Origin of the sequence: Burkholderia arboris (assembly GCF_902499125.1) — a bacterium.
GTDB classification, from domain to species: Bacteria; Pseudomonadota; Gammaproteobacteria; order Burkholderiales; family Burkholderiaceae; genus Burkholderia; species Burkholderia arboris.
In genome coordinates this window covers 1-23,229 of sequence record NZ_CABVPX010000048.1, presented here as the reverse complement: position 1 = coordinate 23,229, position 23,229 = coordinate 1, and the positions used below count along the sequence as shown (strand labels likewise).

The window sequence follows — 23,229 nt, the reverse complement described above, 5'->3', positions numbered from 1 at the left end:
GGAAGGCGAGTTCAGTTACGATTGTAGGGTCGCGGTTGTAACAGCGTAAAGCTGGCCGTCATGCGATGTCGTCCGGTGCACGAAACGACCTTGCCGCGTAAGTGACGGGTAAGTTCGAGCGCTTATCGTGGACACTGCCGGGCCGCATGGTCACGTTCGCGTGATGTGGTGCGGTGCAGCATCGTGCGCAGCCTTCGTGGCCGCGTGCGGGTGGGTGGGAGACAGCGGCGCGCATGCGCCGGCCAAGACACGCGGCGCGCACGATCGCGCCGCCATGCAGAGGATTCATGTTCACCAAGGGGTAGTCGATGTCTGCGATTGAATCGGTTCTTCACGAAACCCGTCAGTTCGCGCCGCCCGCGGCGCTCGAGAAGGCGGCGACCATTTCCGGCATGCCGGCCTACCGTGCGCTCGCCGCCGAGGCCGAGCAGGATTACGAGGGCTTCTGGGCGCGTCTCGCGCGCGAAGGCCTCGCGTGGCACAAGCCGTTCACGAAGGTGCTCGACGAGAGCAACGCGCCGTTCTACAAGTGGTTCGACGACGGCGAGCTGAACGCGTCGTACAACTGCCTCGACCGTCACGTCGAAGCCGGCAACGGCGAGCGCGTCGCGGTGATCTTCGAGGCCGACGACGGCACGGTCACGCGCGTCACCTATGCGGATCTGCTCGGCCGCGTGTCGCGCTTCGCGAATGCGCTGAAGAAGCGCGGGATCGGCAAGGGCGATCGCGTCGTCATCTATATTCCGATGTCGATCGAAGGTATCGTCGCGATGCAGGCCTGCGCGCGCATCGGCGCGACGCACTCGGTCGTGTTCGGCGGCTTCTCCGCGAAATCGCTGAACGAGCGGCTCGTCGACGTCGGCGCGGTCGCACTGATCACGGCCGACGAGCAGGCACGCGGCGGCAAGACGCTGCCGCTCAAGAGCATCGCCGACGAGGCGATCGCGATGGGCGGCTGCGAAGCGGTGAAGAGCGTGATCGTCTATCGCCGCACCGGCGGCAAGATCGACTGGCACGCGGACCGCGACCTGTGGATGCACGACATCGCGGACGGCGAGTCCGACACGTGCGCGCCGGAGTGGGTCGGCGCCGAGCATCCGCTGTTCATCCTGTATACGTCGGGCTCGACCGGCAAGCCGAAGGGCGTGCAGCACAGCACGGGCGGCTACCTGCTGTGGGCCGCGCAGACGATGAAGTGGACCTTCGACTGGAAACCCGACGACGTATTCTGGTGCACGGCCGACATCGGCTGGGTCACGGGCCACACGTACATCACCTATGGTCCGCTCGCATGCGGCGGCACGCAGGTCGTGTTCGAAGGCGTGCCGACCTACCCGGACGCCGGCCGTTTCTGGAAGATGATCGGCGATCACAAGGTTACCGTGTTCTACACCGCGCCGACCGCGATCCGTTCGCTGATCAAGGCGGCCGAAGCCGACGACAAGGTGCATCCGAAGAGTTACGACCTGTCGAGCCTGCGCATCATCGGCACGGTCGGCGAGCCGATCAATCCGGAAGCGTGGATGTGGTATCACAAGCACGTCGGCCAGGAGCGCTGCCCGATCGTCGATACGTGGTGGCAGACCGAGACGGGCGGCCACATGATCACGCCGCTGCCGGGCGCCACGCCGACCGTGCCCGGTTCGTGCACGCTGCCGCTGCCGGGCATCATGGCCGCGGTGGTCGACGAGACGGGCCAGGACGTGCCGAACGGGCAGGGCGGCATCCTCGTCGTCAAGCGTCCGTGGCCTGCGATGATCCGCACGATCTGGGGCGACCCGGAGCGCTTCAAGAAGAGCTACTACCCCGAGGAACTCGGCGGCCGCCTGTATCTCGCCGGCGATGGCACCGTGCGCGACAAGGACACCGGCTACTTCACGATCATGGGCCGGATCGACGACGTGCTGAACGTGTCGGGTCACCGGCTCGGCACGATGGAGATCGAATCGGCGCTGGTGTCGCACGAGCTCGTGGCCGAGGCGGCCGTGGTCGGCCGTCCGGACGATACGACGGGCGAGGCGGTCGTTGCGTTCGTCGTGCTGAAGCGTTCGCGCCCGGAAGGCGAGGAAGCGGCGGCACTGGCGAAGACGCTGCGTGACTGGGTCGGCAAGCAGATCGGGCCGATCGCGAAGCCGAAGGACATCCGCTTCGGCGACAACCTGCCGAAGACGCGTTCGGGCAAGATCATGCGGCGCCTGCTGCGTTCGCTCGCGAAGGGCGAGGCGATCACGCAGGATACGTCCACGCTCGAGAACCCGGCCATCCTCGAACAGCTCACCGAAGTGCGCTGATCGTACCGGCTGCGCGTCTCGCGCACGAGCCCCTGCGCGGCAATCCCGATTGCCCGCGCAGGGGCTTTTTGCTACATAACGGCATGACCGTTCCGACCCGTTCGGCGCCTGCTGCGCCACCGCCCGTTCCCGAGCCGCTCGCGCGTGCCCATGCGCGCTACTGGCGTTTCAACGTCGCGCTGATCGCGGTGCTGATGGTGATCGGTTTCTCGGTGTCGTTCATCGTGCCGTTCTTCGGGCCCGCGCTCGCGGGCGTCCACTTCGCCGGCTTCAGCCTGCCGTTCTATGTCGGCGCGCAGGGGGCGATTCTCGTGTATCTCGTGCTGATCGTCGTCTACATCGGGCTGATGCAGCGCGCGGACCGCACGCTGCGCCGGGCATACGACGACCACGCGGCGCACGCCGGCACGCCGAACGGCGGGCGCTGATTCATGCTGACGCATCGACTGATCCGCGCGTACGCGCTCTATACGCTGGGTTTTCTCGGTTTCGTGCTGCTGATGTGGCGGATCGAGCGCGCGACCGGCTCCGGCGTCTGGATCGGCTACGTGTTCCTGTTCGTGCCGATCGCCGTGTATGCGGTGATCGGGCTGTTGTCGCGCACGTCCGATCTCGTCGAATACTACGTGGCCGGGCGGCGCGTGCCGTCCGCGTTCAACGGGATGGCGACGGCGGCCGACTGGCTGTCGGCCGCGTCGTTCATCGGCCTGGCCGGATCGCTCTATTCCACCGGCTACGATGCGCTCGCGTACGTGATGGGCTGGACGGGCGGGTTCTGCCTCGTTGCGTTCCTGCTCGCGCCGTATGTGCGCAAGCTCGCGCGCTACACGATTCCCGATTTTCTCGGCACGCGCTTTTCGAGCACGGCCGTGCGCGCGCTCGCGGCCGGCGCGGCGATCCTGTGCTCGTTCGTGTATCTGGTCGCGCAGATCCAGGGGATCGGCCTGATCGCGACGCGCTTCATCGGCGTCGATTTCGCGATCGGGATCTTCTGCGGGCTCGCGGGCATTCTCGTGTGCTCGTTTCTCGGCGGGATGCGCGCGGTCACGTGGACGCAGGTCGCGCAGTACATCATCCTGATCAGCGCGATCCTGATTCCGGTGTCGCTGATCGCGATGAAGAACGGGCTCGGTCCCGTGCCGCAATTCAGCTACGGCAAGCTGATGGAGCGCGTCGCGGCGCGCGAGGCGCAGGTGCGCGATGCGTCCGGGGAGCAGCAGGTGCGCGACGCGTACCGCCGGCAAGCCGCGGACATCCAGACGCGGCTCGACCGGCTGCCGGCGTCCTATGCGGACGCACGCAGGCATCTTGCCGACCAGCTCGCCGACCTGCGGCGTCACAACGGGCCGCTGCGCGAGATCAGCCAGCGCGAGCGCGAGCTGGCCGATTTCCCGCGCGATCCGGCGGCGGCGCGGGTCGCGTGGACGCAGGCGCGTGACGACCTGCTTGCCCGTGCCGAGCCGCCCGTGCCGATGCACGAGCCGTTTCCCGCCGCGAGCGACGACGAACGCAAGCCGCGCGAGCGGAATTTTCTCGCGCTGCTGCTGTGCCTGTCGCTCGGCACCGCGAGCCTGCCGCACATCCTGACGCGCTACAACACGACCACGTCGGTCGCGTCCGCACGGCGCTCGGTCGGCTGGACGCTGTTCTTCATCGCGCTGTTCTACCTGAGCGTGCCGGTGCTCGCGGTGCTGATCAAGTACGAGATCCTCGCGAACCTCGTCGGGCGGCCGTTCGCGGAATTGCCGGCGTGGGTCACGCAATGGCATCACTTCGAGCCGGACCTGATCAGCGTCGTCGAGGTGATTCGCGACGGCATCGTGCACTGGTCGGAAATCCAGATGCAGCCGGACATGGTCGTGCTGGCCGCGCCGGAGATCGCGGGGCTGCCGTATGTCGTGTCGGGGCTGATCGCGGCCGGTGCGCTGGCCGCGGCGCTGTCGACCGCGGATGGGCTGTTGCTGACGATCGCGAACGCGCTGTCGCACGATGTCTATTACTGCATGGTCGCGCCCGATGCGTCGAGCCAGCGGCGCGTGACGATCTCGAAGGTGCTGCTGCTCGGTGTCGCGCTGTTCGCGTCGTACGTCGCGTCGCTCAATACGGGGAAGATCCTGTTTCTCGTCGGTGCCGCGTTTTCGCTGGCGGCGTCGAGCTTCTTTCCGGTGCTGGTGCTCGGGGTGTTCTGGAAACGCACGACGACGCGCGGGGCGATCGCCGGGATGGTGACGGGGTTGACGGTGTGCGTGTACTACATCGTGTCGACTTATCCGTACTTCACGCAGCTGACCGGGTTCGCCGGGCGCACGTGGTTCGGGATCGAGCCGATCAGCTCAGGCGTGTTCGGCGTGCCGGCGGGGTTTGCGGTGGCGATCGTCGTGAGTCTGCTCGATCGAAAGCCGGATGAATATACGCGGGCGCTGGTGGATTACATCCGGCATCCGTGACGCAGGGGCGGGCGTCGTATGGCGCGGGTCAGAGCGCGGAAGTCCCGAGTTCGGCACTCTTGGCCGTTTGCACACGACCGACATCGCAGCTTCCATCCGTCATGCCGTTTGCGTTGGGGATCGCGACGCAGACATAGGCACGAATGCCGTGTGGCAATGCCACGTGCCGAAACTCGCCCACCTTGATCGTCGCGACCCGGTCAACGGCAAACTGATCGGTGATCGGCGTCGCGCCCGCCGGGATCGACAGGGTCACTTCCGACGTTGCCTGGCCGGTTTGCGATTTCAGCGTCTGGCTGCCGGCGATATCCATCGTCACCGCGAAGCGTAGGGTCGCTTGCCCTTCGGACACGCGCTGGACGGTCACCGCGACCGCCGGCTTTGCGATGCCGGCGGTGCATTTGCCGGCAACGCATTCGCGAACGGAAAGGAGCGTGTGGAACGTCGGCGCAGGCTGACCGACGACCGACAGGTCGGTTGCGGACCCGCCGTCGCGTAGTACTTTCTGCGATGACGGAGCCGATGTGACGGCCACGGTGGTACTGATCGTCGGGGCGGACGTTACCGTCGCGCACGCCGACAGCATGGCCGAGATGCCGGCCGTCATGACGAACCGCAGGCTGAATCGCATGGACGTGACTCGCGGAGCCGAAACCTCCTATATCGTCAGATCAATGCGGATCTTTAGCGTGCGGCGCTCGGGATCCGCCGTGCGTCGCACGCCCGGCGATCAGTTCGAACCGAACTGGTCGATCGGCAGGTCGATGCCGCTCAGCTTCCACGACCAGAGGCCGTCACGCTTGAATACGAGCGTCACCTGGTCGACGGTTCCTTTCCGCGCAGTCGCGGTGACGGTCGACCAGTTCTTGTAGCGTACCGAATAGTCGACCTTCGGCGCCGTGTTGGCTTCGTGCGGCGCCGCGCCGCTGTCGGAACTCGCGTGAGTCGCTTCCGTCGGGGCGCCAGACGATGCGGGGGCAGCCGGGACACCGGCGGGGTGCGCGGGTTTGGCCGCCCCCTGGGCCATCATGGTCATGACGCCGGCCGGCGTCACCATCGTGTCGATGAGCTGATTCGCGAAACCCATCGCCACCATCATTCCCAGACCGGCGAATGAATTGCCTTTCATATCGGGCGAATTCGCCACTTTCGATTGCACCATGGTCAAGAATTGACCACGCAGGCTTTCACGCAGCGACGGAAAGTCGACGTGCGACGAAAACGAGTCGGCATCCTTGTCCGTCATGGCCGATCGCATTTGATACATCGTGAAGTATGGGCTCGCGTAACTGGACGCGACGCCTGCGGCGATGGCGATTGCTGCGATCACGATTCGTGTTTTCTTTTTCATGGTCTCGGCGTGTGTCGATATTGTTTATCGGGAAAGCAGTTTAACGGTCGTGCGCCGGAAAGTTTGAGGCGTTGACTGTTCGCACGGGGAATCGCTGCGCGGTTTCGCATGATGGCTGGACGGGCGGCCGTGCCTGCGGTGGGGGAGATATCGTCCTGTCGGATGCAGTGCTGCGCTCGTATCGTGCCAAGCGGCCGGATGAGTCGTCGGAATGCGATCGCCGTTCGATTTTGAATGGCGGATTAATTGGCGCATCGAGGCTGAAACGATATTGCCGCGATGGAAACCGCAGTTGAACTGCGTGGCCCGCGCGGGTGAGCGTGGCGAATCGGAATTGAAGACGTGGACGAAAGGCGTGCCGTCACCCGGATTGGCGGCTCACTCGACCCTGTTCGACGACGCGCGGCGGGAGGGCGAACAATGAAGCAAGAGCCCGTCGGGGCAGCCTGCGCCGACGATTGGCGTGCGTTTTCGCAGGGAGAAATAAAAAAACGGGCCGAGAGGCCCGCTTTTACCGTGTGCCGGCGGAGAGGGGGCTTCGCCCACACGGGCGCGGGCCGCGGATTCGCTTGCAGGCGAATCCCTTCGAATCCCACGCGCAGGCCGAACGATCGGCTCGCTTCTCTCCGGAAACGAAAATGCCCGCTGGCGCGGGCATTGAATCCTGGCGGAGAGAGGGGGATTCGAACCCCCGATAGGCGATTAACCTATACACGCTTTCCAGGCGTGCGACTTAAACCACTCATCCATCTCTCCGGAAGACCGAGAGTATAGCAAACTCTGGCGGCAGCCCGCCACTCCCTTCGGCGCCCGTCAAAAATCCGTCGTCATCGACAGCCACACCGACCGCGGCTCGCCCTGCGTCAGATACCCGCCGGTCGCCGACGACCAGTACGCCTTGTTGGCGACGTTGCGCACGGTTGCGCGGAATGTCGTCTTCTTGCCGAACACGTCCGTCGCGTATCGCGCACCAAGATCGAAGCGGTCCCATGCATGGATCGACATCGTGTTCGCGACGTCCAGGTACTGCGGCCCCGTGTGGATCCAGCGCGCGGTCAGCGTGAGTCCGTTCAGCATCGGCACATCGTATTCGGCGTTCGCGTTGAACAGGAACGACGGCACGCCGATCGGCCGGTTGCCGTCGTTCGCGCCGCCCGCCGTGTTCTGCAGCGTCGCCTTGAGGTACGTCGCACCGGCGATCACCCGCACGCCTTTCCACGGCTCGCCGTACACGGCCGTCTCGATGCCGCGGTGCCGCTGCGTGCCGTCGGCGCCGAACAACTGCGACGCCGGATCGGTGTACGCCATCGGCTTCTCGATCTGGAACAGCGCGAGCGACGCGCCGTACTTGTCGGTGTCGTAGCGGATCCCGGCTTCGTATTGCTTCGACCGGAACGGCGACAGCGCCTGGCCCGCATTGCGCGCGGTGTTCGGTGCGACTTCGCCTTGCGCGAGCGCCTCGCTGCGGTTCGCGAAGATCGACACGTTGCGCGAGGGCTTCACGACGAGACCGAATACCGGCGTCGTGATCGCGTCGCTGTACGTGGTGGTGACCGCGCCCGTGTAGTCGAAGTTGTCGACCGAAATCGACTGGCGGCGCGCGCCGATCGTGAACAGCACGCGGTCGTCGAGGAAGCCGAGCGTGTCGGACACCGCGAAGCTGCGCAGCCAGGTCTTCGTGATCGTGCCCGGATCGTTCATGTCGCCGCCCGAGTAGGCGGTCGCCGGGAACGCAACCGGCGCCGGATCGTAGAGCGTCGTCGGGAATGCGCTCGACATCGTGTACGCGGACTGGCTGTCGATGCGGATGAACGACGCGCCGGCCGTCACGAAGTGCGACACGGGGCCGGTCGTGAAGCGCCCGCGCACGCCGGCTTCGGCCGATTGCGCATCTTCCTTGTGCGGCACGCTCAGGCGCGAGCCGGTCGTGCCGGACGACGAGTAGGTCGGCGTGTAATAGTCGCCGTGTTCGTTCGTATGGCGCGCGCCGGCCGATACGTAGGCCGTCCACGCGGGCAGGAAATCGTACTCGGCGCGCACGATGCCGATCGTGTCCTCGAGCTCGCTGAAGCTCCACGGCTGCGCATAGTTGTGCGTCGCGGACGGTACGGCCGGCAACTGGTTGCCGCTGATCAGCACGACCGGGCGGCCGTTGTCGATCCGTTGCCGCTGATACAGGAAGTCGCCGTACAGGCGCAGCTTGTCGCCGCGCCAGTCGAGCGACACGGCCGTCACGTTGTCGCGGCGGCGCTCGCCGTCGACGGCCGTATCGCCGCCGTTGATCGACTGGTTCACGCGCACGCCGAACTGGCCTTCGCTGCCGAAGCGGCGGCCGATGTCCACATGCGTGCCGAGCGAACCGGATGTGGCGCCGTCGACGGTGACGCGCGTGAGCGGCTTGTCGTCCGCGCGCTTCAACTGCAGGTTCACGCCGCCGCCGATCGCCGAGCCGCCCGGCGACGCGCCGTTCAGGAAGGCATTCGCGCCCTTGAACACGTCGACACGCTCGACCGCCTCGGTTTCGACGAGCTGACGCGGCGTGACGCCATACAGGCCATTCAGCGACACGTCGTCGCCGGCGAGCGTGAAACCGCGGATGACGAACACCTGGGAGAAATTGCCGTAGCCGGACGCGCTGCGCACGGCCGGATCGTTGTCGAGCACGTCGGCGAGCGTGCGTGCCTGCTGGTCCTCGATCAGTTTCGACGTGTAGGTGGTCATGCTGAACGGCACGTCGCTGGCCTTTTGCCGGCCGAGCACGCCGAAATCCGCGCCGCGCGCGACCTGGCCGCCTGCATAGGTCGGCGCGAGGTCGCCAGGCAGCGGCTCGGCTGCGCCGGTCACGTTGATCGACGGCAGCACGGCCGCGTCGGGTGCGGCGCCGGCGGCGGAAGTGGCCTGCTGGGCCAGGGCGACGGCAGGGACGGTACAGGCGAGCGCAATGCCGAAGGCAATCGGCGTGAGACGCCGGACGGGTAACGAAAGTGTCGACATGGGACGCAATTCGGATGTGGTCGGTGATCCATCCCAGGGCGGCAAATCGGAATCCGGGCGGCGTGGCGCGTCCGTACTGTCGCGGGCGCGGTTTTTATCGAGCGGCGGAGTCTAGCGTAAACGCGAATGATTGTCGTTTACTAAATGATCGACTCACTATTCGGGAAGGCGGGCGGTCGCCGTGCAGGATCGACGGCGCTCAGCCGCTGCGCAGGGATCGCGATGAACATGCGATCATTGACCGGCCGCATTCGTCGTAACAAATCGCGCGTGTCGATTTCTGTCCGCGTGGCTGGTGAACGACGATGCCATCCGCTCGGATCGCTCTCTTCAGAAGGAACGCCACGCCATGTCGCTCTCCGCCTTGCTCGCCTTTGCCCTGATCCTGTCCGTCGGCGTCGCGACGCCTGGCCCGACGGTGTTGCTCGCGATGAGCAACGGCTCGCGGTACGGATTGCGTCACGCGATGGTCGGGATGCTCGGCGCCGTCACGGCGGACGTCGTGCTCGTCGCGCTGGTCGGGTTCGGCCTCGGCGTGCTGCTCGAGGCGTCCGAAACGGCGTTCGTGACGCTGAAGCTGCTCGGCGCGGCGTGGCTCGCGTACGTGGGCATCCGGATGCTGATGTCGAGCGGCAGCCCTGCCGATGCGCAGGCGTGCGTACCCGCGACGCCCGATCGCCGGACCGCTTTCCTGAAGAGTTTCTTCGTCGCGATGAGCAACCCGAAGTACTACCTGTTCATGTCCGCGCTGCTGCCGCAGTTCGTCGACCGGTCACAGGCGATCGCGCCGCAGTACGCGATCCTTGCGGCGACGATCGTCGCGATCGACGTGATCGGGATGACCGGTTACGCGCTGCTGGGCGTGCATTCGGTCCGCGTGTGGAAAGCGGCCGGGGAGAAGTGGCTGAACCGTGTCAGCGGGTCGCTGCTGCTGATGCTCGCGGCGTACGTTGCCCTGTATCGCAAGGCCGCGCACTGACGCGGCGATGCAGCGATGCAGCGGGAAAGCGGCACGCTGAAGGCCGTGCGGCGATGACGCCGGTCGATCGCTTCGCGCTCGAGACGCACGACGGGCCGTATGAAGCGTGGCCGCCGCGCACGCGTGTGCGGGTCGATGGCGTGCGTTCCGCGCTCGCCGTTTCCGGCTATGTGCTGTTGCGCCAGTTCGAAACGCCGGCCGCGTATCTGCTCGTCACCGACTACGACTGCCCGTTCGAGGAAGCCGTCACGTTCACGCTCGTGTCGAAGGATCCACTGAAGGTGCTCGCGCAGCGCACGGTCGGCGCGATGTATGCGTCGTTCTATCTGGACGACCTGACGTGGGCCGACGACCGGCATTTCAGCGCGACGTTCGTCGGGTTCGACGGGCGATGGGATTTCACGATTCGTGACCGATCCGTGCCGTTCGTCCTGCCCGGATTGGGCATGCGGCACGTACGCGGATGACACCGGGACGATGGTCGGGTGCCGCCGGATGATGCCCGAATCGATTCGAAAGACTGTGAATTTTTGAATCCGGCCGGCGACCTTGCAACAAGGATTCTAAATCCTGTCAAAAAGCCGTCATCAACCTGACAAATTTGCTATGCTCGCCGAAAACCAGACGAGCGGCACTCCCAGGACGGACCGGCGGGCGTGATTGCTCGACGAATAACGAAGTAAAACAAAATCCTGAGAGTCACGCTGTGAATACAGCCGAATTGCTACGCACGTTTGCGTCCGGGGTGGTCGATCAGAACAATCGGCCGGTTCGCATGAACTGGGGGCCCGCTCAGAAGACGCTCGAGCAGGTGCTTGCGCTTCAGTATGCCGACATCCGCGAAGGGTTGATGACGGGCGTCGACGGGCATCTGACCTGCGTGTCCGCGCGGACCGATCTCCCGATCCGCAGCTTCATCGGGCTGCCGGTTTCCGTCGAGATGACGACCGATCGTGGGCGTCTCCACACCATCAACGGCATCGTCACCGACGTTCGCACCGGACAGTCAGACGGTTCGCTGACCTGCTACCAGCTGACGATTCGCGACGTGCTGTCCGTGATGGAGCGGCGGACCAATTCGCGGCTGTTTCGCTCCAAGAGCCTGCCCGACATCCTGGGCGTGCTGCTTCAGGAGTGGCGCCAGCGCAGCCCGGCGCTCGCCGGCGCATTCGAATTCGACCTGTCCGGCCTGCACGGCGAACGATACCCGGCGCGCGAGCTGACGCGGCAGGTCAACGAGTCGGACGCGCATTTCATCCGGCGGCTGTTGCGGCGCGACGGTGCGACCGTATTCGTCAAGGCGGGCAAGGCCGGCGAGCGGGCAAGCGGCAACGCGCATGACACGCCGGTTCACACGCTCGTCTTCGCCGACGACTCGATGAAGCTGCCGGACACGGCCGCCGGTACCATCCGTTACCACCGCGACGCCGCTACGGAAGAACGCGATTCGATCACGTTGTGGGCGACGAGCCGCCGGTTGATCCCGGGCAAGATCGTCCGGCCGACGTGGGATTACAAGACCGGCCGGATGTCGCAAACCGAACAGGCGACGATCGTCGACCAGGGCGACGGCGGCAACGACCTCGGGCATTTGCTGGCTGATGCCGTCATCGATATCCCGCACGCGGGGGATTCGTCGTCCGACCTCGACCGGATCGGCAAGGACCGGATGCTGGCGCATGAACTGCGTGCCGAATCCGTCGACGGCGTGAGCAATGTGCGCGATCTGGCCGTCGGTCACTGGTTTGCGCTTGCCGAGCATCCGCAGCTCGACACCTTGCCGGCCGAACAGCGGCAGTTCGTCGTCACGTCGCTTCACCATCGCGTGCGGAACAACCTGCCGAAGGAACTGAACGAGCGCGCGCAGTCGTTGTTCGCGGCAAGCCGCGTGCTGTTCAACGCGGTGCCGGCCGACGTGAGCGGCAAGCCGGGCGATGAGAGCGACAGGCGCTACGAGAACACGTTCTCGTGCGTGCGGCGCGGCGTACCGCTGACGCCTGCCTACGATCCCCACGTCGACCTGCCACCCGTGCATCCGATGACGGCCGTCGTCGTTGGCCCGGAGGGCGAGGAGGTGTTCTGCGATGAAATGGGTCGCATCCGTGTGCGGATCCAGGGGCTGAATGCGGACGATCATGCGCACGCGCAGGGCGCCGGCACGAGCGGCACGCCGTCCGACAGCGCGCCGGTGCGCGTCGCCTGCGCGCTCGCCGGGCCGAGTTTCGGCGCGAATACGTTGCCGCGCGTCGGCATGGAGGTGCTGATCGGTCATATCGGCGGCGATCCGGACCGGCTCGTCGTGATGGGCGTGCTGGCCAACGGGCCGAACATGCCGGCGACCTTCAGCCATACGGGCGCGCTGCCGGGCAACCGTTACCTGTCCGGCACGAAGACGAAGGAAATCAAGGGGCAGCGCTACAACCAGATCCGCTTCGACGATACGCCCGGCCAGATCAGCAGCCAGCTGGCGAGCGAGCACGCGTACAGTCAGCTGAACCTCGGCTATCTGACGCAGCCGCGCGACAACGGGCAGGGTGCGGCGCGCGGCGAGGGCGCCGAGTTGCGCAGCGATGCGCACGTGGCGATTCGCAGCGGCAAGGCGATGCTGATTTCGGCGTGGGAACGGCTGCGCGCGAGCGACGGCCACCTGGCGCGGGACGAGTATCTGCAATTGATGCAGGAATGCGTCGAGCTGTTCAAGAGCCTCGGCGACTATGCGGGCCAGCACCAGGGCGTGGCGCCCGATACGCAGCCGCACGACGCGCTCATGACCACGGTGAAGGGCTGGCCGAATGGCGAGGCGTCCGGCGGCGGTGAATCGTCAGGCGCGTCGATGGCCGCGATCGGCATCACCGCGCCGGCCGGCATCAGCATGGCGACACCGAAGACCGTCACGACCCATGCGGGCGGCAACGTCGACGTCGTCGCGCAGAACCACTTGCAGTACACGAGCGGTCAGCGAATCAACCTGCAGGCCGGGCATGGCGTGGCGATGTTCGCACACAGCGAAGGCGTGTCGGCGATCGCCAACCAGGGGAAGGTGGCGCTGCAGAGCCAGAACGACGATACGCAGATCGACTCGGCGAAGAACATCCAGATGACGGCGGGGGGCGGCAAGCTCGCGGGCATGGCCAGCGAGCAGGTCGTGTTCGTGACGTCGGGCGGCGCGTATCTGAAGCTGCATGGCGGCGATATCGAGCTCGGGTGTCCGGGGAGTTTCACCGTCAAATCCGCGTCGCATACGTGGGCCGGGCCGGCGAGCATGAGCGCCGATTTTCCGAAGTTCGACCAGGGCTCGCTGGGGCGCGTGCCGAAGCTGGTCCGGGCTACCGACGGGCAGCCGGTCGAGGGCATGGAAGCCGAGGTGCGCAAGGCGTCGGGCGAGTTGATCAAGGGGAAGACCGATGCGCAAGGCAAGCTGGCGCCGGTCAGCAGCGATCAGTTCGAACAACTGGCGGTGCGCTTCTTCAAGTCGAGAACCTGAGCTGAGTCTTCAAGAAAAACAACATGTTCAACTACAACTTTGCGCAGAACCCGAGCGGGCAAACGTCGGCTGACGATGCGTCGCAGACTTCGGTGGGCGGTGGGGCGGGGACGACGCTGTTCAATCGCAACGACCTCGAATGCGTGATGCAGATGCCGCTGCCGGGTGTGGTCATCTTCGTGCACGGGGTGAATTCTGAGGGCGAATGGTTCAAGGACGCCGAGCAGGGGCTGTGCGCCGGATTGAACCGGCGCATGGGGCGCTATGACGATCAACTGTTCCATTTCGGGCCAGTGGCCGGGCAGATGACGCCGGTCAGCTATATCGAGAGCCTGACGTCCGACGGCTTCCTGAATCCGGAAATGACGTCGAAGACGTACATCAAGCCCGATCCGTCCTTTTCTCCCGTCATTCATTTCCGGTGGGGCTATGCCGCCAATGCTGAGGAACTGAAGGAGTATGGCGACAAGATCATGCTCAACGAGAAGAATTACTGGGGCGGCGGGCCGTTCGCGGGCGGGTGTTCGAGTCTGCCGGATCTGTGGAACGACGGGTTGCACGACCGGCTTTTTCTCTGGTTGACCGTCCAGCATATGAATTCGATCGGCAACCGCAAGATCTATTCGACGCCGCCGCGTACCTATGGCGTGCTGGGTGCGCTACGGCTTGCGCGCCTGGTCGAATCGATCCGCAAGCGCCAGGCCGACGTGCCGATCACGATCGTGTGCCACAGCCAGGGAAACATGATCGGTCTTGCCGCTGCGTTCCTCGGCGACCGGTTGCCGGAGGTGGAGGACCGGTGGGGCAAGAAAGGACGCTGCGTGGCGGACACTTATGTTCTTGCCAATCCGCCGTACAGCCTGGTGGAGAGCAACTTCACCGATACCTGGGCACAGCGCGGGGTACGCGACAAGAACGGACACGTGGGGCGCGAGACCTATGTCGCCCGCAAGGAAACGCTGAGGGAGTACTTCGATATCCTGCGCGCTCGAGCCGATCTGGAGATGCCTGCGGAGGATCTCGATCGCGCGATGGAAAACGCCAGACCGTCGGAGTGCGGGGGGAAGCCGTATAGCGCAGCCAAGGACCGGGAGGCGCACGGGTTGTACCAGAAGAATACCTACGGAAGAGTGACACTGTATTGCTGTCCGCATGATCAGGTCATTTCCGCCCTGACCGTTCAAGGGATCGGATGGCGCGGCATGAATATCGAAGAGATCAGTGCGACGAACGCGTGGGGTGTTTTCTCGCAACGTGTGTTCGCGTCGAATTTCGAGGTCGGCGGTGACAATAAGCTATACCGGTATTGGGAGGATGACTGGCGTAGTGGCAAGAACAAAACGGAGGGGTTTTGGTATCCCCCGTCACCGCCCGCGCGATACGGTTTTGCGCGAGGCATGCATTCCAACGAGGGGTGGTTCGCGAAGTTTGTCACGTTTGTAACGAGCCCCGCCCTCTACCTGTTCAACTTGTCGGACATGGAGGTCAATGCCCTGCCGCCGAAAGAATGGGAAATCCCGATTACGGCTCCGATGCTCGACAAGGAAACACGCTTCTTTCCAAAGGCGTTGCGTTACGGCAAACCATCAGGCGCTTGTGATGCGCACGGGAAACCGATCGAGGAAGGGCGCTTCAACGAGGGTTACGATCCGCCGTCGGCTGGCCGCGATGCCAATAAGGAGGGTAAGCGGGATGACGACCCATACGACAACTTCGACACGAAGTCGGAAAAATTTGCGACCGAAAGCGACGCGCTGAAAGCGCAGGGGGATGCCGCATCCGAGGCTGCGCAGCGGTACGAGGATCACTCCATTCTCCGTATGGAGGCGCGGAGATCCGGAAATCGCCGCTGGGTCGACAAAGATGGAAAGGTAGTCGGAGAGGACAATCCAGAGTCAGCAAGTGCTGACTACACCGAATGGCGGAACAAGGAGATTTTTCAGATTCTGAACGGTGGGGACAAAAATAACCCCACCAACCATTCGACCATCATGACCAACAAGGACCATGCTGAAAAGGCACTCGCTTATGATGTGGCAATTGGTCTTTGCTATCTGACGGAGCTTGATTTCTATAAGCTTCGCATTGAGGCTGACTGGAGGTTTATCGGTGATCTGGATGACAGTCATCCGAGTCAGAAATTTTCTGAATATCTCTCGTACGGTAAATATAAAAAGGATTTCCTTCAGAATTGGGTGAAGAAGGACAAGGATGCAATGATGCCATCTAAGATATATGACGAACGCGATGGAGGGCTTTTCCTGAAGATCGGGGGTATTCTGTGAGAACGATCATCGCCACATGGCCTCGTCGTGTAGGAATGGCATGCGTTGTGATGATCGTAACCTCTATCGTTTCGCTTGTACTGGCGACTTCGACCGGTGATTCGACTGGTGGGCTATTGAATTTGGGGGAATTGATGAAGCGACTGGTGCTGCTGCCGGGACTTCTGGCAATTGTGGTGTTGGCGTTGACGACCGTTCTTGTAGCACCGAAAGCGATCGCTGCGCCGGCTGCCGGATCGGCTTCCGCAGGTGCGGGGGCAGAGCCGTCCAAGCCTTTCGTGGCTCAAGTGGTGGGCCTTGAGTGGATGAATCCACTGCAGAGGCGTGACTATCCGACAGAGTGGCAATTGTTGTGGACGCTGGGATTGGTGAAGCCGAACAACAACGACGATATGGTTCGGGCAAATCCGAAGAAATATTCGACGTTGCAAGCAATTTCTATTGTGGCCGATGGTCAATGGGGTAGTGAGTCATTTGTTGGGTTTTATAAGAAGTATGTTAGAAAATTGCTCGTGCTTTTTCGTGCTCGATATGTAACGAGTTCTGATTATTTTTATACGGTAAAGTCTGATAATAAAAAGGAGTGGCGCGAATTGGCTGGTGTCCGCGTCGAGCTCGCCATTCCGAAGGGGCGTCTGGATCCGGTGCTTGCCGGATCATTCTTGAGTGACGAAATGACCAATGCGTATGAGATCGGCAATCCGTCCGCGAAAGACCTATGGAGTCACGATACGCCGCCCGATGTGCATGTGACGACGGGCCAGGGGAATGCCGGCTTCACGTCGCTGAACGCGGCACTGGACTATCTGGCTGCCCACCCCGACAAAAGCGTGTGGGTAATGAACTGGGACGCCCCCAGCTTTCCGCCGAAGGATGAACAGATCAACGAGAACATGGTGGTGCTGTTCCTGGCGGGTCCGGACCTGAAGACGGAACGTGAGCCGCTTGCGTGGATCGGCAAAGCCGCGCGAAGCAACGTCAAGGATTTCGAGGCGAAGCAAGGCGCGAGCCGCGCGGTGCAGGCATGGAAGTCGACGCTCGATAAAGCGGCGATCAATGCAGGCGTGCCGGTGTCGTCGGTGAATTACATCGTGCACGACGCAGGCAAGGGCAGCGATGCTGCATCGACACGGATTGCCTCGCTGTCGCAGACGCTGACGGAAGTGCTGCCGGAATACGATTTCCGTACGCAGACCTTCAACACATCGGCGTTGCTCGGCGACATGGGAGCTGGCGCGGCGCTGACCGATGTGGCGCTGGCGATCGGCCGGGCGAATCACCTCGGCGGCAACGTGCTTGTCGCAGGAACGACCGACACCGAGCATCCGACGGCAGTGGTAGTCGTTGCGCCTTCGAAGCTGACGCCGATCGACGCAGGCAAGGACTGGTTCCGCGCACGCGGGGAGAACAACGCGTACTTGCCGTGGTGGGGCCGCCGTCATGACGCGCGTCCGGCATCGCAAGGCTATTCGGAATAAGGAGCACGCATGCGCGGAATCATTCGAGTCGGCGACGCGACGAGCCATGGTGGGCAGGTCGTAACCGGCAGCGCGGTCAGTGAAGTGATGGGGCGGCCGGTCGCCCGACTCGGTGATACGTGTGTCTGCCCGATCGCGGGCCATCAGGCCTGCTTTATCGCCGAAGGCGATCCGCAGGTCATCGTCGATGGCAAACCCGCTGCATTCGATGGCCACAAGACATCGTGTGGCGCGACGCTGATTTCGAGTCTGGCGTCGTCCGGACGGGAATGAATTGTCGAACCGGCCTCCGTCGTTGGCCGGTTCGACCAGGAATATTCATGTATCGCATTCTTGCCGGACGCTTTGGATTCGTCTCACTCGCCATGGCGGCACTTCTGTCGGTCTCGCCGTTGCGGGCCGAGACGAGTACTGCGCTGGCGCCATCTGTCGAAGAGGGGGCTGCCGCGCCGTTCGTTGCCCAGGTAGTCGGACTTGAATGGCTCAATCCGCTGCAGCGCCGTGACTATCCGACCGAGTGGCAATTGCTGTGGACGCTCGGGTTGGTGAAGCCGAACGTCGACGACGATATGGTGCGGACAAATCCCCAAAAATACTCGACGTTGCAGGCGATCTCTATCGTGGCGGACGGGGCGCGGGGGCGCGAGTCGTTCGTGGGTTTCTACGAGAAATATATTAGCGAACTTCTTGTGTTGTTTCGGACGCGCTATGTGATGAACCCGGACTATTTTTACACCGTCAGCTCGAAGTACAAGAGAGAGTGGCGCGAACTGGCCGGGGTGCGTGTCGAATTAGCACTTCCTGCCGGCCGGCTCGACCCGGTAGCTGCCGGAGCGTTCTTGCGCGACGAAATGGTGAGTGCGTATGAAATCGGCAACCCCTCCGCAAAAGATCTATGGAGTCGTGACACGCCGCCCGATGTGCACGTGACCTCGGGTCGGGGCAATGCCGGCTTCACGTCGCTGAACGCTGCGCTGGACTACCTCGCCGCGCACCCCGACAAAAGCGCATGGGTGATGAACTGGGACGCGCCGAGCTTTCCGCCGCAGGACGAACAGATCAACGAAAACATGGTGGTGCTGTTCCTCGCGGGTCCGGGTTTGAAGACCGAACGAGAGCCGCTCGCCTGGATCGGCAAGGCCGCACGGGGCAACCTTCGGGATTTCGACGGGAGCAACGATGCAATGCGTGCGGCGCATGCGTGGAGATCGACGATTATCGATGCGGCAGCAAGCAATGCCGGCGTCACGGTTTCGTCGCTGAACTATGTCATTCATGACGCGGGCAAGGGCAGCGATGCCGCGTCGGCAAGGGCTGCGGCCTTCTCGCAAGGACTCGCGGAAGCCTTGCCGGAAAACGACCTTCGCGGAAATACCTTCAACACGTCGGCATTGCTCGGTGACATGGGGGCCGGTGCGGCCTTGACCAATGTGGCACTCGCGATCGGTCGCGCGAATCACCTCGGTGGAAACGTGCTCGTGGCGGGAACGACCGACGCCGAGCATCCGACAGCAGTGGTGGTGGTCGCGCCATCGAAGCTGACACCGATCGACGCCAGCAAGAACTGGTTCCGCGCTCGCGGCGGAAACAACGCGTATTTGCCGTGGTGGGGCCGTCGTCACGATGCGCGTCCAGCGTCGCAAGGCTATTCGGAGTAGGACCTGGCGCAGGCGACTGCCGCAATACATCGCATGTCCGCACGTCAGGCATCGACGGATACGCCGTCGACCGATGCGGTGCGACGCCCCTCCGGCGTTAAGCAATCTGTAACAATCAGCGGAATAGCGAGAAGCAAATTCTTTCAAACTACTTTCTATTTCTCGTTGCTGGTACTTCCCGAGAAATCCGGATTCTCGCTCCATCAAGGCATTGGCCCCCGCGTCACCAGAAGCGTCATCGAGGTTTTCATCGAATACATTACAAAGCGTATGGCGATTGAAAGATTTGCGTCGCTTGACGCACCGCACCGTCGCCATTTATTGTCCGTCTGCCGCCCGTGAGAGAGCACGACGACAACACGTAGCAAAAAGCAGAAAAGGAAACGTGGTAGCCACATGAAGCCGCTATTCGATGACAAGAAATCCGATGCGGTCAGCGATCGTCCTTCCACCCCGTCTTTGTCACCCGTCGCAGTGCCTGCCGCCGTCGCGAACGTCGTCGTGCCGGCCGCGCAGCCGACGGAGCACGCGCGCCTGATCACCGTCGACGAGATCGACCAGCTCGGCGCGACGCAGGGCACGCGGATCGCCGCCTTTTCCCAACAGATTCTCGCGAGTGTCCGCGCGTCGGATGCCGACCAGTTCGGCGACAAGCTCAACGAACTGATCGCGACCGCGAAGGGGCTCGACCCGCGCGGCGCCGACAAGGGCGGGCTGCTCACGCAGGTCACGCGGCTGTTCCGCTCGACCAAGGAGAAGCTGCTGTCGCAATACGAGTCGGTGAGCAAACGGATGGACACGCTCGTCGTCGAGCTCGAGAACCATGCGCAGCGTCAGAAAGCCGGCATCGACGAACTCGAGCGGATGTACAACGACAACTACGCGCTGCACCAGGAGCTCGCGCAGTCGAAGGCGCACGGCGAAACGGCGCTCGCGACGCTGCGCGCGCACCTCGCGGCAGGCCAGCAGCCGGCGGACGATGCGTTCGCGGCACAGCGCCTGCTCGACGTGAAGCGCAAGGTCGACGCACTCGAAAGCAAGCTCGACGACCTCGACCGCGCGATGCTGATGTCGAAGCAGCTCGCGCCGCAGATCCGGATGGAGCAGGACCAGAAACGCACGCTGACGTCGAAGTTCATGACGATCAAGACCGTGCTGATCCCCGCGTGGACCAACGCGTTCGCGCTCTATCTCGAGCAACTCAGCACGAAGCGCGCGGCGGCGCTCGCGAACGCGACGTACGACGCGGCCGACGAGGCGATCCGCGCGCAGGCCGACCTGAACCGCCAGAACGCGCAGGAAGTCGCGAAGCTCGGCCAGCGTCCGGTGATCTCGACCGACACGTTCGAATACGCGCAGCAGCAGCTGTTCGGCGCATTCGACGACATCACGCAGATCATCGCCGACGGCAAGCGCCAGCGCGAACAGGACGCGCCGCGCCTGCGCCAGCTCGAACAGGACCTGATCACCCGATTCGCTCCGAAGCACAACTGAGAGAACTGAGAGAACACCGCATGATTACGCTTGAGAAACGCGCGGCGAAGGTCGCGATCGTCCTCGAAAAACGCCAGATCCTGAAGCCGCCCGTCGTGCGTGTCGGCGCGGCGCTCGACATCTCGGGCTCCGCGAAGCCGCTGTACCAGTCGGGCGTGATCCAGGAGACGCACGACCGGATCCTCGGCATCGCACTGAAGTTCGACGACAACGGCGAAGTCGACACGTGGACCTTCACCGAAGGCTACGACCGCCTGCCGACCGCGACGCCGGACAACTACGGCTCGTACATCTCCGATCACGTGCTCGAAGCACGGATCGAGAAGTGGGGCGGCACGCAGTACGCGCCGGTGATGAACGACATCGTCGACTTCTTCTTTCGCGCGCCGGAGCCGAAGCGCGAAGCCAGGCGCGGTTTCCTGAGCCGGCTGTTCGGCAGTACGGACGAACCGTCCACGCCGGCCGCCTCCGCACCGGCGAATGGCCATCTGCCCGCGTGGGTACTGTTCGTCACCGACGGCCAGAACCCGAAGAACGACCGCAAACGCGTGCGCCAGCTGCTGGCCGAGTCGCAGCACTTCCCGCTGTACTGGTCGCTCGTCGGCGTCGGCGATCCGAGCGAATTCGGCTTCCTCGCGGAAATCGCGGACGAAATGCCGAACGTCGGCTTCCTGCATCTCGAATCGCTGAACATCAGCGACGAACAGATCTACGAACAGCTGATCACGCAAGAATTCTGCGACTGGGTGCGCGCGAAGTAAGCGCGGCCCGCACGCCCATTTTTCCGAACTCGATTACCCCATCATGTTGAAAGACTTCAAGATCCCGTTGTCGCTCACGGTGCTCGCGCTGATCGCGGCCTATCTCCTCGGCGGCGTGAAGGACATGCTGATCGTTGCGGTCCTGTGTGTGCTCGAAATTTCGCTGTCGCTCGACAACGCGGTCGTCAACGCATCGGTGCTCAAGAACTGGTCGGAGAAGTGGCGCAACCGCTTCATGGTGTTCGGCCTGCCGGTCGCGGTGTTCGGCATGCGGCTCGTGTTCCCGCTGCTGATCGTCGCGGTGATCGGCCACATCGGCCTGTGGGATGCGCTGACGCTCGCGATCGAATCGCCGGAGAAGTACGCGGCCGTGCTGACGTCCGCGCATCACGAGGTGTCGGCATTCGGTGGCGCGTTCCTGCTGATGGTGTTCTTCAAGTTCATGCTCGACACCGAGAAGGACGAACACTGGATCGGCTTCCTCGAAGGCCCGATGCGCCATCTCGGCCGCATCACCGCACTGGAAGTGGCGCTGACGCTCGCGATCGTGATCGTCGCGTCGTTCTACGTGCCGGCGGCCGAGCAGGTCAGCTTCCTGCTCGCGGGCGCGTTCGGCGTGATCGGCTTCGTGATCGCGCACGGCGTGGGCGACCTGGTCGGCGGCGGGGAGACGGGCACGCGCGTGGTGCGCGAAGGCGTCGCGGGTTTCATGTACCTGGAAGTGCTCGATTCGTCGTTCAGCTTCGACGGCGTGATCGGCGCGTTCGCGTTGTCGAACAACATCTTCCTGATCGCACTCGGCCTCGGCGTCGGTGCGGCCTACATCCGGGAGATGACGCTCGTGCTGCTAAAGAAGGGCACGCTCGCGCAGTACCGTTTTCTCGAGCACGGCGCGTTCTGGGCAATCGGTGCGCTCGCAACGATCATGTTCCTCGGCGTGAAGTTCGAGGTGCCCGAGGTCGTCACGGGCCTGATCGGCGCAGCGATGATCGCCGCGGCCGTATGGTCGTCGATCGTCGTGCAGCGCAGGGAAGACCGCACCGCGGTGGCGGGCGAGTAAGCACGCGTCACGCGCGGCGCGAACACCATCAACGAAGGGCCGCACCGTGCGGCCCGGCATTGCCGCCGGCGCAACGGCGGTTCCAGCAGAAGAGGTTCAGATGATCAATTTGTCGAAAGGCGGTCGCGTCAACCTGTCGAAGGAAGCGCCCGGCACGCAGAAATTCCGCATCGGTCTCGGTTGGGACGCGAACGCAACGGACACGGGCACGGACTTCGACCTCGACGTGTCGGTGTTCCTGTGCAAGTACGACACGCAAAGCAATCCGAGGCTGATCTCCGATCAGCACTTCGTGTTCTACAACAGCGAAGTGCGCACGATGGAGCGCAAGGAAACCTTCATCCAGCCGGGCGACGATTTCCCTAAGCGCGGGATGCCCGCGTCGAAGTGCCTGGGCGTCGTGCATAGCGGCGACAACCGCACCGGCAGCGGCGACGGCGACGACGAAGTGATCTTCATCGACGTGACGAAGCTTGCGGCCGACGTCGAGGAAATCTCGGTGGTCGTGACGATCGACCAGGCCGAAGCGCGCCGCCAGAATTTCGGGCAGGTTCGCAACAGCTACATCCAGATCGCCGACGAGGTGACGGGCGCCGTGATCGCGAAGTACGCACTCGAGGAGGATTTCTCGATGGAGACGTCGGTGCAGGTCGGCAGCTTCTATCGCCGCGACGGCCACTTCATGTTCAAGGCGGTCGGCGCCGGCTACAACCGCGGCCTCGGCGATTTCGTGCGCGCATACGGCGGCGCGGTCTGACTGGCGGCAGCCCGGCGTGCGGAACACCGCCGCGCCGGGCAGGAAGCAGCGATGACGAATCCGTCCGATGAGCCGAAGCGGCTCGAGTTCGATACGACGCCCGGGCGCACGCCCGGGCGTCTTGCGTTCGACGCACCGCCCGCGGCCGGCGCGCAGGCCGCGCGTGCGCCCGAGCGGCCCGCGCCGCAGG

19 protein-coding genes and 1 tRNA gene are annotated in these 23,229 nt (G+C 63.8%); 16 read left to right on the top strand and 4 right to left on the bottom strand.

Annotation, left to right across the window (positions count from 1 at the left end; genetic code table 11):
• Positions 1-308: 308 nt before the first annotated feature.
• From acs to BLA15945_RS35320, 3 genes are all read left to right on the top strand, one after another.
• A complete protein-coding gene (gene acs, locus BLA15945_RS35330; RefSeq protein WP_174994536.1) occupies positions 309-2,291 on the top strand; it encodes an acetate--CoA ligase in 1,983 nt (660 codons plus the stop codon).
• An 83-nt stretch (positions 2,292-2,374) separates the two neighbouring features.
• A complete protein-coding gene (locus BLA15945_RS35325) occupies positions 2,375-2,719 on the top strand; it encodes a DUF4212 domain-containing protein (RefSeq protein ID WP_059233642.1) in 345 nt (114 codons plus the stop codon).
• Positions 2,720-2,722: 3 nt separating this feature from the next.
• On the top strand, positions 2,723-4,738 hold the full coding sequence (locus tag BLA15945_RS35320) for a sodium:solute symporter family protein (RefSeq protein ID WP_059233643.1): 2,016 nt from the start codon (positions 2,723-2,725) through the stop codon (positions 4,736-4,738).
• 28 nt (positions 4,739-4,766) lie between these two features.
• On the opposite strand, the gene BLA15945_RS35315 is transcribed toward BLA15945_RS35320, so the two are convergent.
• On the bottom strand, positions 4,767-5,369 hold the full coding sequence (locus tag BLA15945_RS35315) for a hypothetical protein (protein ID WP_059233644.1): 603 nt from the start codon (positions 5,367-5,369) through the stop codon (positions 4,767-4,769).
• 99 nt (positions 5,370-5,468) lie between these two features.
• Positions 5,469-6,089 (bottom strand): DUF2939 domain-containing protein, encoded by a 621-nt coding sequence (locus tag BLA15945_RS35310; RefSeq protein WP_174994535.1) that lies wholly within the window; start codon positions 6,087-6,089, stop codon positions 5,469-5,471.
• A gap of 211 nt (positions 6,090-6,300) precedes the next feature.
• Between BLA15945_RS35310 and BLA15945_RS35305 the strand changes: the two genes are divergently transcribed.
• Positions 6,301-6,513: a hypothetical protein gene (locus BLA15945_RS35305; RefSeq protein WP_174994534.1), complete on the top strand. Its 213-nt coding sequence runs from the start codon at positions 6,301-6,303 to the stop codon at positions 6,511-6,513.
• A gap of 241 nt (positions 6,514-6,754) precedes the next feature.
• Here BLA15945_RS35305 and BLA15945_RS35300 read toward each other — a convergent pair.
• Positions 6,755-6,845, bottom strand: a tRNA-Ser gene (locus BLA15945_RS35300).
• A 57-nt stretch (positions 6,846-6,902) separates the two neighbouring features.
• Complete coding sequence (locus BLA15945_RS35295) at positions 6,903-9,083, bottom strand: TonB-dependent receptor (protein ID WP_174994533.1); 2,181 nt, start codon at positions 9,081-9,083, stop codon at positions 6,903-6,905.
• Between the two features lie 349 nt (positions 9,084-9,432).
• Between BLA15945_RS35295 and BLA15945_RS35290 the strand changes: the two genes are divergently transcribed.
• The 12 genes from BLA15945_RS35290 (at position 9,433) to BLA15945_RS35235 (ending at position 23,039) form a co-directional block, all read left to right on the top strand.
• A complete protein-coding gene (locus tag BLA15945_RS35290) occupies positions 9,433-10,062 on the top strand; it encodes a LysE family translocator (protein ID WP_059233647.1) in 630 nt (209 codons plus the stop codon).
• Positions 10,063-10,115: 53 nt separating this feature from the next.
• The gene (locus tag BLA15945_RS35285; protein ID WP_059233648.1) at positions 10,116-10,529 is read left to right on the top strand and encodes a hypothetical protein; all 414 of its coding nucleotides are present in this window, start codon (positions 10,116-10,118) and stop codon (positions 10,527-10,529) included.
• A gap of 239 nt (positions 10,530-10,768) precedes the next feature.
• Positions 10,769-13,546: a type VI secretion system Vgr family protein gene (locus BLA15945_RS35280; RefSeq protein ID WP_059233649.1), complete on the top strand. Its 2,778-nt coding sequence runs from the start codon at positions 10,769-10,771 to the stop codon at positions 13,544-13,546.
• Positions 13,547-13,569: 23 nt separating this feature from the next.
• Positions 13,570-15,831, top strand: coding sequence for a T6SS effector phospholipase Tle3 domain-containing protein (locus tag BLA15945_RS35275; RefSeq protein WP_059233650.1), 2,262 nt, complete (start codon positions 13,570-13,572; stop codon positions 15,829-15,831).
• On the top strand, positions 15,828-17,309 hold the full coding sequence (locus tag BLA15945_RS35270; protein WP_174994532.1) for a virulence factor: 1,482 nt from the start codon (positions 15,828-15,830) through the stop codon (positions 17,307-17,309). The genes BLA15945_RS35275 and BLA15945_RS35270 overlap by 4 nt, the downstream gene beginning before the upstream one ends.
• Positions 17,310-17,318: 9 nt before the next feature.
• Positions 17,319-17,582 carry a PAAR domain-containing protein gene (locus tag BLA15945_RS35265; RefSeq protein ID WP_027784933.1) on the top strand — a complete coding sequence of 88 codons (264 nt, stop codon included), beginning with the start codon at positions 17,319-17,321 and terminating at the stop codon, positions 17,580-17,582.
• A gap of 47 nt (positions 17,583-17,629) precedes the next feature.
• Entirely contained in the window at positions 17,630-18,967 is a 1,338-nt protein-coding gene (locus tag BLA15945_RS35260) for a virulence factor (RefSeq protein WP_174994531.1), read from the top strand.
• Positions 18,968-19,000: 33 nt separating this feature from the next.
• A complete protein-coding gene (locus tag BLA15945_RS35255; RefSeq protein ID WP_174994530.1) occupies positions 19,001-19,309 on the top strand; it encodes a hypothetical protein in 309 nt (102 codons plus the stop codon).
• 54 nt (positions 19,310-19,363) lie between these two features.
• On the top strand, positions 19,364-20,461 hold the full coding sequence (locus BLA15945_RS35250; RefSeq protein WP_174994529.1) for a toxic anion resistance protein: 1,098 nt from the start codon (positions 19,364-19,366) through the stop codon (positions 20,459-20,461).
• Positions 20,462-20,481: 20 nt separating this feature from the next.
• Positions 20,482-21,222, top strand: coding sequence for a VWA domain-containing protein (locus BLA15945_RS35245; RefSeq protein WP_059233654.1), 741 nt, complete (start codon positions 20,482-20,484; stop codon positions 21,220-21,222).
• Between the two features lie 43 nt (positions 21,223-21,265).
• A complete protein-coding gene (locus tag BLA15945_RS35240) occupies positions 21,266-22,282 on the top strand; it encodes a DUF475 domain-containing protein (protein ID WP_059233655.1) in 1,017 nt (338 codons plus the stop codon).
• A gap of 100 nt (positions 22,283-22,382) precedes the next feature.
• Positions 22,383-23,039 (top strand): TerD family protein, encoded by a 657-nt coding sequence (locus BLA15945_RS35235; protein WP_059233656.1) that lies wholly within the window; start codon positions 22,383-22,385, stop codon positions 23,037-23,039.
• The last annotated feature ends 190 nt before the right edge of the window (positions 23,040-23,229 follow it).